This is a genomic window from Enterococcus gallinarum NBRC 100675, assembly GCF_001544275.1.
Classification (GTDB): domain Bacteria; phylum Bacillota; class Bacilli; order Lactobacillales; family Enterococcaceae; genus Enterococcus_D; species Enterococcus_D gallinarum.
The window spans coordinates 88542-107280 of record NZ_BCQE01000004.1; the positions used below are offsets into that span (position 1 = coordinate 88542).

An 18739-nucleotide genomic window follows, 5' to 3' on the forward strand; every position below is an offset into this window, starting at 1 on the left:
ACTCCTTCCTCACTCATTAACAGTATATCATGCCGGGCGTATCATTTAAACACTACCGCACAAAAAAAGCATCAACATGAGAGTTGACTCCCATGTCAATGCCTCGCTCAATTTCGATAAGTTAACGCTTTTTCAATTGTTCGATCGACTAAAATCGATTGCGCATCGACTACCGGATAAGGATTATTTTCCGTGAACTCTTCCATCAATGAAAGTTCGGTACAGCCTAGAACGGCTTTCTCACAACCAATTTTATGCGTTACTTCTTCTAAGATCTCAAAATAAAGATCTTGGTCTAATGTATCAGATTCTTTGATCCGATCATAAATCAATGTATTTACTTTTTGTTGTAATTGCGGCTCAGGCAAGTAGACATCAAAGCCACAAGCACGTAACTCAGCTTCATAAATCCCAGCCTTGATACTACCTTCTGTTCCTAAAAAGGCCACTTTCCCGGTAACACCTTCTTTTTTCAAAGATTTAGCAGCTTCCCGCGGCATGTGAAGCAGCGGAATCGGTGTGGCTTCTTGCAACTGATCAAAGAAATAATGCGCAGTATTACATGTCAGCACAATAAAATTTGGCTGTAATAAGTTCTGTTTAGCGATATCATCAAGCAAATAAGGAACAGGATCTTCTAAATCGTTGTTCAAGATATACGCAGTGCGATCTGGCACTGTCGCATGATTGAATAACACATAGTTCAAATAATCTTGGTCTTTATGAGCAACGGTTCGACGGTTCAAGATTCGTACAAAACTTTCAGTCGCCATCGTTCCCATTCCACCTAAGATACTGAAGAAGTTTTCCATAGACTAGCCTTCTTTCGAATGGAAATGCAGTTTAAATCGTTTGTTGTAAAGATAGAACATTCTTTTTAGTAGAATCCAACGTTTGATGGAGAGATCTTTGTCATAAAAAACGGTAGTCCCCCAGCGATTTTCGGCTAACAGTTTTTTAGCCCGTTCTTTTTCTTCATTTTCATTGGCATAATCCAAAAAGATGTTTTTCGGTACACCCAACCAAAGCTTCGCTGTTGGAGCGTCTGCTTTCCCATAAACAGTTTCTTGGAAAGGCACATCAAATACTAAGTCCTCTGTCAGAAATTTAGCAAGATTCAATCCACTCAATGTGATGAAAAAGCTACTTCTCCCCTGACGAAGATTGATTTCAAATAATTTGTATTGCCCATCTCGGCTATCATATTTCAAATCAAAATTGGCAAAGCCAACATATTGAATTTGTTTTAAGAACGTCGAAATCATTTGATAGATTTGTTGGTTTTCATCCGGCAGAATAACCACGTAATTGCCGACTGCTCCAGGAGTTGGATCTTCTAAAAGTGGATGACCCAATGCCATCACTCGTACATTATGGTCTTTGTCAACATAGGCATTCAGCACACGCATATTGCTGTCATCCCCTGGAATAAAATCTTGCACGATCATCTCGTAATTATAGCCAGCTTGATAAATCCGCTCAACAATCTTATCGAACTCGGCACGATCTTCAATAATAAATGCTTTTTTCCGTCCCTCGAAATCAACGGATAACCAAGCGACACTATTTGCCGGTTTCAATGCCACGGGAAACTCAAATGGCAGTTCTTGAGTAAAGCGGCCATCCTCTAATAGATCTGGTGTCAAAATAAAAGTTTTTGGATAAGGTAAGCCGAACTCTTCACACACTTCATAGAAACTCACTTTATTGATCAATCGTTTCAACAAAGAATAATCATTCGCAATAAATGTGTAATATGACGCTAAATCTGCTTTATGTTTTGCTAACAATTCAGCATAACCGTCCCCGCAAGGAATCAACAAATAAGTCATAGAGGGATCGTTATAAGTGGTTTTTGCCAAATCAATCAATGTATCTAAAAAACCAGGATCATGATCAAATCCTGCTACTTGATTGACCTTGACGATTTTGCTATAGCGGGTGGGGGCAAGCTGTGTCCCAGCATAAGCAATTGACTGGATGCCATATGCTTCGTGAAAGGCTCTTGCCATACCATAGACATTCATATCGCTTCCTAACAAAATAGGAACGAATTTTTCCGGATTCATAAAACCACTCTCTCTTTTGCATATATAAATTTAGATTTTTACCTATTTACTTTGTTACAACAGACCTATAATACCATAAAGAAAAAAGCAATCAAAGTATGTACCTCTGATTGCCTTCCTCTTCTTTGAACGGATAGAACTTATAGGTCGTTTATTCTGTTACGAATAGACATTTACCTATTGCTATTTTAACAAATAAACGGTGCATTACAAGAGTTATTTGAGAATTTGCAGAATTATTACAGTAAATATTAAATTTTGCTAAAATCCCCTTTATCTCCGCCTTTATCCTACCTCTCTCATAAGACTTTCTTGAGGTATTTTCCAGTATAGCTTTCAGGAACTGCTGCAATCTCTTCAGGTGTACCAGTTGCAAGGATCGTTCCTCCGCCCTCGCCGCCTTCTGGACCTAAATCAATCACATGATCTGCTGATTTGATCACATCAAGATTATGCTCGATCACTAGAACTGTATTCCCTGCATCAACAAAACGCTCCAAGACTTTCAATAAACGAGCAATATCATCCGTATGCAAACCAGTTGTAGGTTCATCTAGTATATAGAAGCTTTTTCCGTGAGAATTTTTGTGGAGTTCACTGGCAAGTTTCATTCGCTGTGCTTCCCCACCTGATAAAGTAGTTGCCGGTTGCCCCATTGTGACATACCCTAAACCTACATCAACAATCGTTTGTAATTTTCGATGGATCTTAGGAATATGTTTGAAGAATTCGACAGCATCTTCGACTGTCATGTCAAGGATCTCTGCTATATTCTTCCCTTTGTAATGCACTTCGAGGGTTTCTGAATTGTATCGTTTGCCATGACAAACTTCACAAGGAACATACACATCGGGCAAGAAATGCATCTCGATCTTAATGATTCCATCCCCTTTACATGCCTCACAACGTCCGCCGCGGACATTAAAACTAAAGCGTCCTTTTTTATAACCACGCACTTTTGCTTCATTGGTTTTTGCAAACAAGTCACGAATGTCGTCAAAAACACTTGTATAAGTTGCCGGATTACTTCGAGGGGTTCGCCCGATGGGACTTTGGTCAATGTCGATTAGCTTTTCGATTGCTTCATATCCGGTTAGTTTCTTATATTTTCCCGGTTTGTTCGAATTGCGGTTGATTTTTTGTGCTAAAGCTTTTTTCAAAATTTCATTCACCAATGTTGATTTTCCCGAACCAGATACCCCAGTCACAGCAATAAACTTTCCAAGAGGGAAATCAACGCTGACATTTTTCAAGTTGTTCTCAGCTGCTCCAGTCAAGCGAATGGACTGTCCATTTCCCGCTCGACGTTCTGCCGGCGTTGGAATCTCCCGTTTTCCTGAAAGATATTGTCCAGTCAGCGAATGTTCATTAGCCGCAACTTCCTCTGGGGTCCCTGCTGCAACAATCTCACCGCCAGCATGGCCAGCTCCCGGACCCACATCAATCAAATAATCGGCAGAACGCATGGTGTCTTCATCATGTTCGACCACAATCAATGTATTGCCAAGATCTCTCATTTTACGCAATGAATCCAATAAGCGGTCATTGTCTCTCTGATGGAGACCGATCGAAGGTTCATCCAAGATATAAAGCACACCAGAAAGATTGGAACCAATTTGTGTCGCTAAGCGAATACGTTGAGCTTCGCCCCCAGACAAAGTGCCAGACGCACGGCTTAAGGTCAAGTAATCCAATCCCACATTGCGCAAAAAACTTAACCGGTCATCGACTTCTTTGACGATCGGTTTTGCAATCATCTTTTCTTGTTCGGAAAGAGTTAGTTTTTCGACAAATGATAACGCATGATTGATTGCCATCTCACTAAGTTCACCAATATGCTTGCCATTCACTTTGACGGATAATGCTTGCGGGTTTAGCCGGTAGCCATGACAGGTTTTACAGGTCAATTCTGTCATGTACAGACGCATTTGTTCCCGGGTGAAATCACTATTGGTTTCATGATAGCGACGTTTGATATTAGGAAGAATTCCTTCAAAGGGTACTTCAACGTCCCGTACACCGCCAAAATCATTTTCATAATGAAAATGGAACATTTCGCCATTGGAACCATTCAAAATAATTGCTTGGTGTTCTTCTGGCAAATCTTCAAAAGGCGTGTCCATGTCAATATTGAATTCCAAGCAAGCTTGTTCCAGCATTTGTGGATAATATTGTGAACTGATGGGATTCCAAGGAACGATCGCACCTTCACGCAACGTTTTGCTAGTATCAGGAATCACTAGATCAGTATCAACTTCTAATTTTACCCCTAATCCATCACAATCCGGACAAGCCCCAAAAGGTGCATTGAAAGAAAACAAACGTGGTTCTAACTCGCCTACTGTGAATCCGCAATAAGGACAAGAATAATGTTCACTAAACAACATTTCTTCTTGACCAATCACATCTACTACAGCATAGCCATCTGCCAAACGCAATGCGGCTTCAAAAGAATCAAACAATCGTGAACGAATCCCCTCTTTCACAACGATCCGGTCAATCACGATGGCGATGTCGTGTTTTTTATTTTTTTCCAGTTCAGGTGCTTCAGAAACATCATAGATTTCACCGTCTACTCGAATCCTCACATACCCTTCTCGTTGAATCATTTCGAAAACTTTTTTGTGCTGCCCTTTCTTTTGATAAACGATCGGCGCCAACAACTGGATCTTTGTCCGATCTGGCAATGCCAGCACTTCGTCGACCATTTGTTCCACTGATTGACTAGTGATCTCAATATGATCATTCGGGCAGATAGGGTGTCCAATACGGGCATACAACAGACGCAAGTAGTCATTGATCTCAGTCACCGTACCGACCGTTGAGCGAGGATTCTTACTCGTCGTTTTCTGATCAATGGAGATCGCTGGACTCAGTCCATCGATACTATCCACATCTGGCTTGTCCATTTGTCCTAGAAATTGTCGTGCATATGCAGACAAGCTTTCCACATACCGCCGCTGTCCTTCTGCATAAAGGGTATCAAACGCCAAGGAGCTCTTTCCTGAACCAGATAAACCGGTCACAACAACCAGTTTATCTCTAGGAATCGTCACATCAATGTTCTTTAAATTGTGTGCGCGAGCGCCATGGATTACGATTTTATCATTTGCCATTCTCTTGTCTCCTTTTACTCAGCTGCTTTCAATTCCAAGATCGTGTCTCGTAAAGTAGCTGCAGTTTCAAAGTCTAATGCTTTTGCGGCATCTTTCATTTCTTTTTCCAGTTTCAATAAGAGGGTTGCTTTCTCTTCACGAGTCATGTCTTCATACGAAGTGGTTGTATAATCGCCTGACTCTTCCGCGACTTTCGTAATAGCGATCAAATCGCGAATTTCCTTAATGATCGTTTTTGGTTCGATGCCATGCTCTTTATTATACGCCTCTTGGATACTGCGGCGGCGACTTGTTTCATCAATCGCTCGCTGCATAGAGTCAGTCATTTTATCCGCATACATGATCACTTTACCATCAGAATTCCGAGCAGCTCGACCAATTGTTTGGACCAAAGAACGCTCACTCCGTAAGAATCCTTCTTTGTCTGCATCTAAGATCGCTACAAGAGAAACTTCAGGAACGTCGATCCCTTCTCGAAGCAGATTGATACCGACTAATACATCAAATTCACCAAGCCGCAAATCGCGAATGATTTCTGTCCGCTCAAGTGTCTTGATATCACTGTGAAGATACTTGACTTTGATCCCCAATTCTTTGAAATAATCGGTGAGATCCTCCGCCATTTTTTTCGTCAATGTGGTGACAAAGACCCGCTGATCTTTTTCTACCCGTTCATTGATTTCTCCTACTAGGTCATCGATTTGCCCCATGATTGGGCGAACCTCTACTACTGGATCCAATAATCCTGTTGGACGAATGATCTGTTGGATAACGGTATCTGTTTGTTCATGTTCGTAAGGTCCCGGCGTTGCTGAGACATAAACGATTTGATTCACATGTTTTTCAAATTCTTCTAAACGTAACGGTCGGTTATCTAAAGCAGAAGGCAAACGGAAGCCATAATCCACTAACATTTGTTTGCGGGCACGGTCGCCGTTATACATCCCACGAATCTGGGGCATCGTTACGTGAGACTCGTCGATCACAATCAGGAAATCATCAGGAAAGAAGTCCAGCAACGTATAAGGTGGTTCGCCTTCTTTACGCCCATCCATGTGTCGTGAATAGTTTTCGATCCCGGATGTATAGCCCATTTCCCGCAACATTTCAATATCATAATTGGTGCGTTGCTCTAAACGTTGTGCTTCCAATAATTTGTTCTCACTTCGAAGAACAGCTAATCGATCTTCGAGTTCTTTTTGTATCGAAGCGATAGCATGTTCCATATGGTCTTCGTTGGTCACGAAGTGAGTAGCTGGGAAAATAGAAACGTGTTCTGTTTCCCCTAAAATCTCCCCAGTCAACGCATCCACTTCTCGAATCCGATCGATCTCATCGCCAAAAAACTCAATGCGTAATGCCCGCTCGTCCCGCGATGCCGGAAAAATTTCTACCACATCTCCTCGAACACGAAAGCGGCCCCGTTGGAAATCGATATCATTGCGTTCAAATTGTATGTCGATCATTTCTTTCAATAGTTGATCTCGCGGTTTTTCCATTCCTACTCGTAAAGAAACCACTTGCTTGGCATATTCGATTGGTGAACCCAAACCAAAAATACAAGAGACTGAAGCAACCACGATCACATCGTTGCGTTCCAGTAATGAACTGGTCGCCGAGTGCCGCAGCTTGTCGATCTCATCATTGATACTTGAATCTTTCTCAATGTACGTATCACTGGAAGGTACATATGCTTCTGGTTGATAATAGTCATAATAGCTGACAAAATATTCTACTGCATTATTAGGAAAGAATTCCTTGAACTCACCGTATAATTGACCCGCCAATGTTTTGTTGTGTGCGATAATCAGTGTTGGCTTATTGACCTCTTTGATCAAGTTTGAAACAGTATAGGTTTTCCCTGTTCCAGTTGCCCCCAACAAAATCTGCGCCTTCTTGCCCCCAACGACGCCATCGACCAGTTGATGGATGGCTTCTGGCTGATCCCCTGCCGGCTGATATTTTGAGATTAATTCAAATTCATGGGAAGTCGTTCTTTCGATCATCTTCATTCCCCCTGTATTTATATTTGCGAAGCGTCCATGAAACAAAAAGAAAGCTGACGCTTTTCCATAGAATAGTATACCATAGCGAACATACTTTCGCCATCTTTTGTACTTTTTATTCTGCTAGTTTAACTTTACTTAAGATGTCAGTTTTTCTAACACTCCATGTCAGAAATAGCGCTGTTTTTTGCAAATATTGACCGAAAGACTTGTGTGTTTTTACAAAAATACCTATAATCTAAAAATACGTTAAAATCAAAAGGGGGAATTTTCTTGAAAAGAAAATATATGTTTTATGCACTGTTTTCAGTGATTTTCTGCTTTTTCGCTTTTGCGAACAAGCCAGTCAGTGCAGCAGAAACAACGTATAAAATCGGAACAGACCTGACATTTGCTCCTTTCGAATTTCAAAACGAAAAAAATGAGTATGTAGGGATCGACATTGATCTGTTAAATGCTATTGCTGAACATCAAGGCTTTGCTGTTGATTTGCGCCCATTAGGCTTTGATTCCTCGTTACAGGGCGTCCAATCGAATCAACTTGATGGGATGATCGCTGGGATGAGTATTACAGACGAGCGGAAAGAAACCTTTGATTTTTCAGATCCTTACTTCGACAGTGGGATTCAGATGGCTGTCGCAAAAGACAACCAAGATATCAAATCTTACGCTGATTTGAAAGATAAAACAGTTGGCGCTAAAGTTGGTACCGAGAGTGCTCGTTTTCTAGAGACCAATCAAAAAAAATATGGCTACTCTATCAAAAACTATGATGATGCTAGCGGGCTTTATGGTGCCGTTCGCAATGGAACAGTTGCTGCCATCTTTGATGATTATCCAGTCTTAGGTTATGCGATCAGTAATGGTGAAGCTATGAAACTTGTGGGTGAGCCTGAAAAAGGGGCATCTTACGGGTTCGCAGTCAAAAAAGGCCAAAATCCTGAATTACTGGCTAAATTCAATGCTGGTCTAAAAGAGTTGAAATCCAGTGGTAAATACGACGAAATCGTCGCTACTTATATTGCTTCATCAGAAAGCACTTCTGATTCTCCAAGTGAAATGGTTAAAGTTGAGCCGAAAAAAGACGTCTATCGAATCTCAAGTGACTCTGCATTCGCTCCTTTCGAGTTTCAAAATGAAGACAATGAATATGTCGGAATCGATGTTGATCTCTTAACTAGAGCGGCGGAAATGCAAGGATTCAACATTGAGTTTAATTTCATTGGTTTCTCAGGAGCGCTACAAGCGTTAGATGGGAATCAAGCGGATGGTATGATTGCTGGGATGAGTATCAATGATGAACGCAAAAAAGCGTATGACTTCTCAGACTCCTACTTTGAAAGTGGTATTCAAATTGCGGTCAAAGAAGGAAACGATAGTATCAAGTCTTATGAAGATTTAGAAGGAAAAACAGTTGGTGCTAAAGTTGGTACCGAGAGTGCAGACTTCTTGATTGAAAATGAAGACAAATACGGCTATACCATTAAGTATTATGACGCAGCTGATCAACTTTATGCTGCAGTCAGTGGCGGTCAGATCGACGCCATGATGGATGATTACCCAGTCATTGGCTACGCCATCAGTCAAGGACAAAAATTAAGTACGCCGATTGAAAAAGAAGTGGGCGGACAATACGGGTTTGCCGTCAAAAAAGGCCAAAATCCTGAATTGATCCAAATGTTCAATGAAGCGTTAAAAGAAATGAAACGAACTGGCGAATACGATGAAATCGTCGGCCGTTATATCAAAGACGGTTCGGCTACCGAAAAGAAAGCCGATGAATCAACAATTGCTGGTTTAATCAAAAACAATTACAAAGTTTTGCTAAAAGGTTTATGGAATACCCTGCTGCTTGCATTGATCTCCTTTGCTTTAGCGTTGATCATTGGGATCATCTTGGGACTCTTCAGCGTGTCCCCAATCCGGGCTTTACGTATCTTCGCCGGTATCTATGTCGATATTATTCGCGGGATACCAATGATGGTGTTAGCTTTCTTCATTTTCTTTGGACTTTCGGATGCAATTGGGATTACAATCCCCGACTTTGCTGCAGGAGTCATCACTTTGACACTGAACGCTAGTGCGTATATCGCAGAAATCGTTCGCGGAGGGATCAAGGCTGTTCCTGTAGGCCAAATGGAAGCTTCCCGCAGTTTGGGATTGACCTATACCCGAACCATGCAAAAAATCATTTTGCCGCAAGCCATCAAGATCATGATCCCATCTTTCGTCAATCAATTCGTTATCTCGCTGAAAGATACGACAATCATTTCGGTTATTGGTGTTGTGGAGCTGTTGCAAACTGGTAAGATCATTGTTGCAAGAACCACACAAAGTACCTATGTTTATCTAATCGTTGCTGTCATGTATCTAATTGTTATCACAGCCTTAACAAAACTTGCTAAAGTTTTAGAAAAGAAGGTGAAATAAATGAAGGAAAAAATCTTAGTCGAAAATCTTGTGAAAAAATATGGGGATAACACTGTTTTAAATGATATCAATGTCTCGATCCAAGAAGGCGAAGTCGTTTGTGTCATCGGTCCTTCTGGCTCAGGAAAATCTACTTTCCTACGTTGCTTAAATCGTTTAGAAGAACCTACTAGTGGTGATATCATTATCGATGGTGCTCATCTAATGGATAAAAACACCAATATCAATGCCGTCCGTCAACACATTGGCATGGTTTTTCAACATTTCAATCTGTTTCCTCATCTTTCTGTACTAGAGAATATTATCTTAGCACCGATGGATTTAAAAAAGATGTCCCGTAAGGAAGCTGAATCAAAAGCCATTCAATTGTTAGATACAGTGGGTTTGGCTGACAAAAAAGACATGTATCCAGACAATCTATCTGGTGGTCAAAAACAACGGGTAGCCATCGCCCGTGCATTAGCTATGAATCCTGATGTTATGTTGTTTGATGAACCAACATCTGCGTTGGACCCTGAAATGGTCGGCGACGTTTTGAATGTTATGAAAAAATTGGCAAAACAAGGCATGACGATGGTTATCGTTACCCATGAGATGGGTTTTGCTAAAGAAGTAGCCAATCGCGTGATGTTTATCGATGGTGGAAATTTCCTCGAAGACGGAACACCAGAACAAATTTTCACCAGTCCGAAAAACGAACGGACCAAAGACTTTTTAGACAAAGTCTTGAATATCTAAACAAAATCCGCAGAAAACTTGGACGTTTTCTGCGGATTTTGTTATTTATCTGACATTTTAGTTTCTCGTTGCTGCTTTTTGTGCTGTGTTTCTGAAGCGATTCGTTTCTGCTTTTCACCAAAATAAACTTTTGTATCGATTGGATTGGCTTTGTTGAATCCCCCAGCACCAGTATTCATCATTTGCCCCCAGCCTTTCAGCGGATCTTTTCCTTGTTTCCGCAATTCAGCGTTCTTTTTACGCAATTCTTGCTTCTTCGCTTCTTTCTTTTGCTGCCGCTGCTCCTTTATTTCCTTAAAAAAACTCATCCCATACCCTCCTTTGATCAATAAAGAATTGTTCCAATGACTAGTAATAACAAAACAACAACTGGATACATCAATTCTCTGATCCAGTGTTTTTCTTTCCAAGCTAGATACAGCAAACCACCAATGATCAGCAATAAAATGGTCGGTTCAAACATTAAGCCAATCAAATTACCTGAATAGGTTCTGGTTGTCAGTTGATCACTCCCTGTGCTTAACCTAAAAGAACTGAAACGAAAAAGAATGAAACGACTGAAAACATAACAAGACAAAAACACCAACGAATACCCTTTTGCAAACCAACGAAATAGTTTGCTAAATGGAATTTTTTTCAACAATACTCATTCTCCTTCCGTGATTACATCTTGGACCATGATATCTGAGAGCTGCTGCAGCTGGACTCTCATGACAAGCGACCGATTCTCCGTTAACCATCGGGCTAATTCAGTGCAAGAGGCCGATACATGAACGGCACTTACTTTCACACCATTGTCTTTGACATAATCTAGAATGTCGCCGAAATCATAGAAATTGATTTGATTGGTTAGATCATTGGTAAAATGGAGATTGTCAGGACTATCCCAGCCTAGATTCCCAAAAGTCGGATAATATTTTTCCAAAAAGACCAGTCCTTGCGTGACGCTTTCCGTTACTTGCCGATCATAATCATTTCCTGTTGTCTGACGAACCATTTCATCTGAATAACCAAAAATATTGCCTGAATGATAATCAATACTATAATGTTGAACAGACAAATCAGCCAGTTTTTCCCTTAACTCACTAGGAATTTGAGCATTTTTTAAAGTAATAGAAATTTCAGCCTGCTTGTACTCGCCGAGTGAACGTAAATAGGCGAGAAAGGATTCATAGGTCGAAACCGCATTGCCTGGCTCATAAAGTGTTGCAGAGGGAGCAAATGCGGTCAGCGTATCACTGGAAACAATTGTCTGAACTGCCTGATCAAAAATATAGCGATTTTCGACTGTGTACGCGACAGTTTTCTGATTTCCTAAACGAGAAATGACCGGATAAACGTCCTCTTTCCCCAAAAATGCAAGCAGAGATTGCCGATTGATAGGATCGTAATGGAGGTTTCGCTGTCCCATCTCATACCAATAGTAGCGGTACTTCTCTAACGTATCATTCTTGAGTGCATCTTCCGAATAAGGAGCATTCATCGCCGAAGGAATCGATTGATAATCCTCGCGGTCATTCCCCGTTGCACGATAATAGGCTAATGGTAAAAAGTAGCATAAAACAAGTACCACCATCCCCCAAAACAACACGCTATAGATCATTTGGAGTACCATGCTTTTCTTTGTACGATCCACTGATTTTTGTAATCGCTGGTACTGTTTTTTATCCATGTGACCACCTGCTTTTCACTTGTTTTCTCGCTTGAAAAACACGAGATTTCACTGTACTTAACGTTAGATTTAATATTTCTGCTATTTCTTGATAGCTATAACCGCGAATCGCCAATATCAAAGGATGTCTTAATTTGTTAGGTAATTGATTCACATGACGGAGCGCTTCTTCTTTTTCAAGACTATCTTGGTCTTCGATAGGAATCTCCTGCATCAAAGTATCGACTTCTTCCGCTACCAAAAGATACCGCTTACGACGGTAAAAATCATATAGTGTAAACTTAGCAATCGTAAAGAGCCATCTCTCAAAGTCATCTGGCTTTGTCTTTGGCAAAGCCAAAAAAACTTTAATAAATACATCTTGCGTTAAATCCTCTGCTTGGTACTCATCACCCACTCTTTTTTGAAAGTAGTGCTGAATTTTCTCGTAATAGATCTGATAAATCTCCTCCAACACTACCCCTCCTTACTTATATAGACGAGTGAACAACAAAAAAGTTGCAAAAAAATATTATAGTAAGAATAGTATATCACTGTTACTTACGTATCCAGAAGGTTCTTTCTACGTAACAAAACAAAAAAAGCTGTAAACCACACTGAAATGTTTCGTGTGGCTTACAGCTTTTTTAGAATGGATTTAAGCAAAGACTGTTGACCAGTTCTCCCGTTCGGCTAAAAACTCCCTTGCCAATTGTTGGGCGCCTTCTAAGGTATGGTTGGCTGCCCAGCCGCATTGGACTTCGTTACTAGCTGGAACTTCTGTCGCTTTCAACACATCTTCCATCGTTTTTTCTAACACAGTTAAAATTTCATCATAATCTTCATGATTTAAAACCGTTAGATAAAATCCCGTTTGACAGCCCATCGGAGACCAGTCAACAATGTAATCGGCATGATTACGAATCAATTCTGCGGTCAAGTGCTCTAATGAGTGGAGGCTAGCCATCTCCATATGTGCTTGATTCGGTTGTTTCAATCGAACATCATATTTGATAATCGTATCCTCTGTTCCTTGTTTTTTGTCAGCGACCCGTACATAAGGTGCCTTGACTTTCGTATGATCTAGATTAAAGCTTTCCACGTTCATTTTCATTCTTTTTCTCCTCTCGCTTCGACGAGCCAAACAAAAGCATTGATTTGTTTAAAGCGACTGGTAAAACCATTGGCTCGAAAATAGGTTTCAATATCTGGTATCAAGGGGTAGTATTCTCGTTGCAGATCCGCTGCTAGTCGTAAGTGATTGGCTTTTATTGCCTCCCTTAGGATACTTTCTTTATGGTCAAGGGATAAGAACATCGTATCCCCTAGAATGACTTTTCCGCCTTCAGAAAGCAGCGCTTTATATCTTTTGATCACTCGCTGTTTCTCTGTTTCATTCAAGTGATGAAAGACATAACTAGAAACGATCGTATCGATTGAAAAATCGATCTGAGGAAATCGTTCCATATCTCCATCAATGAAAGTTACCTGTGACAACTCCGGCTTTGCCTCAGCTACTTGACGCATCGCAGCCGATGGCTCGATCGCGAACACTGTTTTCTTTCTGCGGATCAACTCCAACGTCAAATTTCCCGTACCACTACCAAATTCTATCACAGAATCTCCTGCTTTTTCAGCAATATCTGCTAACAATTCTGAATAATGAAGAAAAACCTCCCGATATTCTTCATCCTTCCCTTTAACGGTCTCGTCATATTGCTTGGCCCACTCAGAAAAAATCGGAATGAATTCACGCCCCATCTTCCAGCACCCTTTCTAATCCTTGCTTTAAGTCCGTCCATAAATCGGCAGCGTCTTCAATACCGATAGACAAACGGATCAAGCCATCTTTGATTCCCGCTTTTTCTCTGATTGAAGGTGGAATTGAAGCATGCGTCATGACCGCAGGAACTTCAACTAAACTTTCAACGCCACCTAAACTTTCAGCTAGTGTAAAAATAGTTAGCGATTCAACAAACGCAGCTACTCGGTTTTCGGCTTTTAATTCAAATGAAATCATCCCGCTAAAACCAGACATTTGTTTTTTGGCGATCTCATGTCCTTTATGGCTTGATAACCCCGGATAATAGACGTTAGCTACAGCCGCATGTTCTTGAAGCAACGTGGCGATTTTTTGTGCATTGGCTTGATGGGCTTCCATCCTCAAAGCCAATGTTTTGATGCTCCGCTGAACTAGCCAGCTGTCATGAGGCCCTAATACACCACCTATAGCATTTTGGAGAAATCCGATTTGCTCAGCCAGTTCCGCTTGATTGGTTACGACTAACCCAGCAACGACATCACTATGGCCCCCCAGATATTTCGTTGCACTATGAATGACAATATCAGCACCTAATGCCAGTGGACGCTGAAAATAAGGTGTCGCAAATGTATTATCAACGATGGTCAAGAGATCCTTTTTCTTAGCAATCGTGGCAACTTGTTGAATATCTGTGATTTTCAACAAAGGATTAGTAGGCGTCTCCAGAAAGATTCCTCTTGTTTCTGGCCGAATCGCTGCGGCAATCCGCTGAATCGCTTGGGGATCATCAGTCTTGACCAATGTATACGTCAGTCCATTTTTTTTGAAGATTTTCTGAAGCAGTCGAAAGGTGCCTCCATAGACATCATCTCCCAACAAAATATGGTCTCCGGACTGAAATAAAGAAAAAATAGTATGGGTTGCTGCTAAACCTGAAGCAAAAGCAAACCCACGTATGCCTTCTTCCAGTTCAGCAATCAGTTCTTCTAATGCAAACCGTGTAGGATTGCCCGAACGAGAGTACTCATATTGTTTTGGCTGTCCCACAGCTACTTGCTTGTAGGTAGACGTTTGATAGATAGGTACACTGACAGCACCCGTTTCTTGATCTTGACTGATCCCAGCGTGAATCAATTTTGTGCGAAATTCCATGTTTATGCCTCCTCTAGTTGACCATAAATATTTTTTGACAAGTAGCGATCTCCACTATCAGGAAAGATAGTGACGATCGTGCTTCCCTTTGGCAGTCGCTTGCTTTCTCGGATAGCGGCTGCAAATGCTGCACCACTGGAACTGCCTACCAATAGACCATGACGAGCTGCCAGCAACCGGGTATAATAAAATCCCTCTGGATCACTGATAGTCTCAATGCTGTCTGGCATAAGATTCTTAAAAAAGAGCGGCCTCTCTTCAACGCCTATCCCTTCGATCGCATGTTCGTGAGCAGGTCCACCATTCAAGATAGAACCCTCTGGTTCCACAGCAATCAAACGTATAGTAGAATCTATCGACTTTAAGTACGCGCCTGTCCCGGCGAAAGTCCCACCACTCCCCACTCCTGCTATAAAACTGTCAATTTTCCCAGGAATTTCTTGAACGATTTCCGGACCTAGTGTTCGATAATAAGCAGCCGGATTTTGTTCATTTTCAAACTGTAGCGACAAAAAAGAGTTTGGCAATTGATCAGCAAGAAATTTGGCTTTCCTGATTGCTCCTTGCATGCCTTCTTGACTAGGTGAGTGAATGATTCGTGCTCCTAAGGCTTTAATTAGTTGTTGCTTTTCTTGACTGAATGTATCTGGAATCACAAAAAGCATGTCTAATCCATATGCCAAACCGGCTAAAGCTAAGCCAATCCCAGTATTGCCAGCGGTGGGTTCAATCACGGTTGTGTCTTTCGTTATTCTTCCAGCAGCAACAGCTTCCGAGATCAAATAACTGCCTAATCGGTCTTTGATACTACCTCCTGGGTTTAAGTATTCTAATTTCGCATAGATTCGGCTTTGGCTTTCTCCGCCGTAGTCAGTGGCTAAAAACTGAAAAATCGGTGTCTTACCAATTAATTCTTTAATATCTGATACGATCATGGGCAACCTTCTTTTCAATGAAATTTTTGTTGTCAGTCCGCTAAAGTGCTGCAGCAAATCAGAGGCACTGCGTTTTACAATTGGTCATTCCTAGGTGATCACCTGCTTAAAAAGGCATGATCTGTCTTTGTTTACAGATCTTTGCAAGGTAAATCAAAGCAAACAAAAAGAGGCACTGACTATTCAATCAGTACCTCTTAGAGAATGACTCTGGGACTCTTTCACAACGAAAGAGACTCTTAGAGTGATTTATCCAGATGAGAGAACGATTAATAGGCATGACAAATCAGTATGCTGCTTTTTAGCACCATACAACAACAACATACCAATGCAAAGTTGTTGTTTGTCATGTCTACGTCCCCTCCTTTTTAAGCTTGTAAACAAAATAGCATGGGAAAAAATAGAAGTCAATCTTTTTTTCTTTGTGAAAATTTTTTGGTGACATATGCATCGACAGCCTTAAACGCATTTGCTACCTCTTCTGCCGTGATCTTAAAGGGCATTCGATGGATCGTTTCATTAGGGATAGTGGCTTGAATACCGATCGCCAGTAATTCCTGATCGTTAAGTGAGTCCATCTGCATTTCTGCTAGCTTTGTTGGTAACCCCAGTGCTTGATATAACCAAATATAACGATCCAACTCGTTTGTATCTTGTTCCAACAGCAATTGCATCAACGTCGTATAAGCAATTTTTTCTCCGTGAGAAAGTTGGTGGAACTTCCCAGTAACGGCTGTCAACCCATTATGGATCGCATGAGCTGCTGCTAGTCCGCCACTTTCAAATCCTAGTCCGCTCAAAAGTGTATTCGCCTCCACTACTTGATCAAAAGCGGCTGTTACCTGTTGCTGTTGATTGGCCTTATAGGCAGCCACCCCATTGGCAAACAGCACTGCTTCACATTTCTCAGCAATTGCCAGAGCTGCTAAAGTCGGTCGGCCTCCTACGAGATTCTGAGCGCCGCTTTTAGCTACTGCTCTGGCTTCAACATACGTCGCCAATCCATCAGCGATGCCGAAAGTTAATAATTTTGCAGGTGCCTTGGCTAACAGAGTTGTATCAACCAAGACCAGTTCTGGATTCTTCGGATAATAACCATACTGTTCAAACTTTCCTTCTTCCGAATAAAGAACCGAGATGGAGGAGGTAGGGGCATCTGTTGAGGCAACTGTTGGTACGACAGCAACCGCTTTCTTCAATTGATGGGCCACTGCTTTTCCGGTATCGATCACCTTTCCCCCACCAAGAGCAACAACTGCTGTCACTTCTGCTCTTTCTGCTTCTTTTGCAATACGTCTGATTTCTGCATTGGAGGATTCACCGCTGAAATTTGCTAAGGTTACTTCGATTCCTTGATGGGCTAAATCTTTTGCCAGTTCTTCGCCAGCAATCCTCCAAACAAATGGATCGGTTATTAGTAATAGTTTATCTCCTAATGAGCTAATATAGTGCAAGCCTTTTTTTAATACGTTTTCTCCTTGAATGTAGCGCTGCGGACTAACAAATATTTTTTCCATGGACTCTCCTTCTTTCAGTATTTAAACTAACTCCCAATATTGTTAAAAAATTCACAAATACTAGTAAAAGCGCAGCCTGAAAAAGTGTTTTCTTCAGGCTCCGCTTATTATTTTTTCTTGCCACCAAAGGCATCTTTCATTTTATCAAAAAATCCTTCAGGTTGTTGCTCATTGGTTACATGGCCGCTTGCTTTTGCATAGGCCCGTAACGCTTCTTTTTGTTCTTCATTCAAATTCTTTGGTGTGATCAACTTAACTTTGACTTGTTGGTCGCCATTGCCATTGCCGCGTAATTTTGGTGCTCCTTTGCCTCTTAGACGGAAATTCGTGCCCGTCTGGGTACCAGCAGGAATCTTCAATTTGACATTTCCGTGAACAGTCGGAACGTTGACCTCGTCACCTAAAGCTGCTTGAACAAAGTTCAATGGTAATTCGTAATAAATTTCGGATCCATCACGATCAAAGATATCACTTTCCTCAACACGGAAAACGACATACAGGTCTCCATAAGGTCCACCATTGCTGCCAGCTTCTCCTTGACCGGATAGGCGCATTTGTTGGCCATCTTCCACGCCAGCGGGTACATTGACTTTGACGCTATGTTTTTTCTTTTCGTGTCCTGTTCCATGACAAGTCGTACAAGGCTCTTTGATTTCTTTCCCTGTACCGTGACATACATCACAGGTTTGACGACTCATGACACGACCAAGAGGTGTTTGACGTTCCACATTGATCGTACCTGAGCCATGACATTTATGACAGGTCTCAGGTTGTGTTCCTGGTTTTGCACCATTACCGCCACAAGTATGACAGGTTTCTTCGCGGTTATACTGGATATTTTTTTCCACACCAAAAATCGCTTCTTCGAAAGAAAGATCGACAGCATATTGCAAATCAGCTCCTTGTCGCGGAGCATTTGGATTTGCCGTTCTGCCACCGCCGCCAAAGAATGATTCAAAGATGTCTTCAAATCCACCAAAGCCGCCACCGGAGAATCCCCCACCGTTAAAGCCGCCAAAGCCGCCGCCATAACCACCACCGTAGTTCGGATCAGTTCCCGCGTGACCATATTGATCATAGGCAGCTCGTTTTTGAGGATCGCTCAGTATTTCGTATGCTTCAGAAATTTCTTTGAATTTTGCTTCTGCATCAGGTTCTTTATTGATGTCTGGATGATACTTTTTGGAAAGCTTCCGATATGCTTTTTTTATTTCGTCATCCGAAGCCCCTTTTTGTAGACCTAAGACCTCATAATAATCTCTTTTGTCTGCCATTGGCTTCCCTCCACTATTTTCTTGCGTCCCTCGTATTTTAGCATATAATTTGCTTCAGAAAAATACGTTTCAGAAATTCATAAGAAAAA

At 41.4% G+C, this 18739-nt stretch carries 16 protein-coding genes; 2 read left to right on the forward strand and 14 right to left on the reverse strand.

Annotated features, from left to right (window positions below):
* Positions 1-107: 107 nt before the first annotated feature.
* The 4 genes from EG2_RS02620 to uvrB form a co-directional block, all read right to left on the reverse strand.
* Positions 108-812, reverse strand: coding sequence for an amino acid racemase (locus EG2_RS02620; protein ID WP_060813335.1), 705 nt, complete (start codon positions 810-812; stop codon positions 108-110).
* Positions 813-815: 3 nt separating this feature from the next.
* A complete protein-coding gene (locus EG2_RS02625; RefSeq protein WP_060813336.1) occupies positions 816-2069 on the reverse strand; it encodes a carboxylate--amine ligase in 1254 nt (417 codons plus the stop codon).
* 299 nt (positions 2070-2368) lie between these two features.
* Complete coding sequence (uvrA, locus tag EG2_RS02630) at positions 2369-5185, reverse strand: excinuclease ABC subunit UvrA (RefSeq protein ID WP_060813337.1); 2817 nt, start codon at positions 5183-5185, stop codon at positions 2369-2371.
* 14 nt (positions 5186-5199) lie between these two features.
* Positions 5200-7191: an excinuclease ABC subunit UvrB gene (uvrB, locus tag EG2_RS02635; RefSeq protein WP_060813338.1), complete on the reverse strand. Its 1992-nt coding sequence runs from the start codon at positions 7189-7191 to the stop codon at positions 5200-5202.
* 273 nt (positions 7192-7464) lie between these two features.
* On the opposite strand from uvrB, the gene EG2_RS02640 reads away from it, so the two are divergent.
* A complete protein-coding gene (locus EG2_RS02640; protein WP_060813339.1) occupies positions 7465-9621 on the forward strand; it encodes an amino acid ABC transporter substrate-binding protein/permease in 2157 nt (718 codons plus the stop codon).
* A complete protein-coding gene (locus EG2_RS02645; RefSeq protein ID WP_060813340.1) occupies positions 9622-10359 on the forward strand; it encodes an amino acid ABC transporter ATP-binding protein in 738 nt (245 codons plus the stop codon). It begins immediately after the preceding gene.
* Between the two features lie 41 nt (positions 10360-10400).
* Here EG2_RS02645 and EG2_RS02650 read toward each other — a convergent pair whose 3' ends face one another.
* The 10 genes from EG2_RS02650 to dnaJ all read right to left on the reverse strand — a co-directional run bounded on the left by EG2_RS02650 (position 10401) and on the right by dnaJ (position 18650).
* Positions 10401-10667: a hypothetical protein gene (locus EG2_RS02650; protein WP_060813341.1), complete on the reverse strand. Its 267-nt coding sequence runs from the start codon at positions 10665-10667 to the stop codon at positions 10401-10403.
* 17 nt (positions 10668-10684) lie between these two features.
* Positions 10685-11002, reverse strand: coding sequence for a hypothetical protein (locus EG2_RS02655; protein ID WP_060813342.1), 318 nt, complete (start codon positions 11000-11002; stop codon positions 10685-10687).
* Positions 11003-11005: 3 nt separating this feature from the next.
* The gene (locus tag EG2_RS02660; protein ID WP_060813343.1) at positions 11006-12031 is read right to left on the reverse strand and encodes a hypothetical protein; all 1026 of its coding nucleotides are present in this window, start codon (positions 12029-12031) and stop codon (positions 11006-11008) included.
* Positions 12024-12488 carry an RNA polymerase sigma factor gene (locus EG2_RS02665; protein WP_060813344.1) on the reverse strand — a complete coding sequence of 155 codons (465 nt, stop codon included), beginning with the start codon at positions 12486-12488 and terminating at the stop codon, positions 12024-12026. The genes EG2_RS02660 and EG2_RS02665 overlap by 8 nt, the downstream gene beginning before the upstream one ends.
* Before the next feature lie 180 nt (positions 12489-12668).
* Complete coding sequence (locus tag EG2_RS02670; RefSeq protein WP_060813345.1) at positions 12669-13124, reverse strand: S-ribosylhomocysteine lyase; 456 nt, start codon at positions 13122-13124, stop codon at positions 12669-12671.
* Positions 13121-13771 carry a class I SAM-dependent methyltransferase gene (locus tag EG2_RS02675; RefSeq protein WP_060813346.1) on the reverse strand — a complete coding sequence of 217 codons (651 nt, stop codon included), beginning with the start codon at positions 13769-13771 and terminating at the stop codon, positions 13121-13123. The genes EG2_RS02670 and EG2_RS02675 overlap by 4 nt, the downstream gene beginning before the upstream one ends.
* Positions 13761-14924, reverse strand: a complete 1164-nt coding sequence (locus EG2_RS02680; protein ID WP_060813347.1) for a cystathionine gamma-synthase — start codon at positions 14922-14924, stop codon at positions 13761-13763. The genes EG2_RS02675 and EG2_RS02680 overlap by 11 nt, the downstream gene beginning before the upstream one ends.
* 2 nt (positions 14925-14926) lie before the next feature.
* Positions 14927-15859, reverse strand: a complete 933-nt coding sequence (locus EG2_RS02685; RefSeq protein ID WP_060813348.1) for a PLP-dependent cysteine synthase family protein — start codon at positions 15857-15859, stop codon at positions 14927-14929.
* A gap of 407 nt (positions 15860-16266) precedes the next feature.
* Positions 16267-17376 (reverse strand): glycerol dehydrogenase, encoded by a 1110-nt coding sequence (locus tag EG2_RS02690; protein ID WP_060813349.1) that lies wholly within the window; start codon positions 17374-17376, stop codon positions 16267-16269.
* Between the two features lie 107 nt (positions 17377-17483).
* Positions 17484-18650, reverse strand: coding sequence for a molecular chaperone DnaJ (dnaJ, locus tag EG2_RS02695; protein ID WP_060813350.1), 1167 nt, complete (start codon positions 18648-18650; stop codon positions 17484-17486).
* Between the last annotated feature and the right edge of the window lie 89 nt (positions 18651-18739).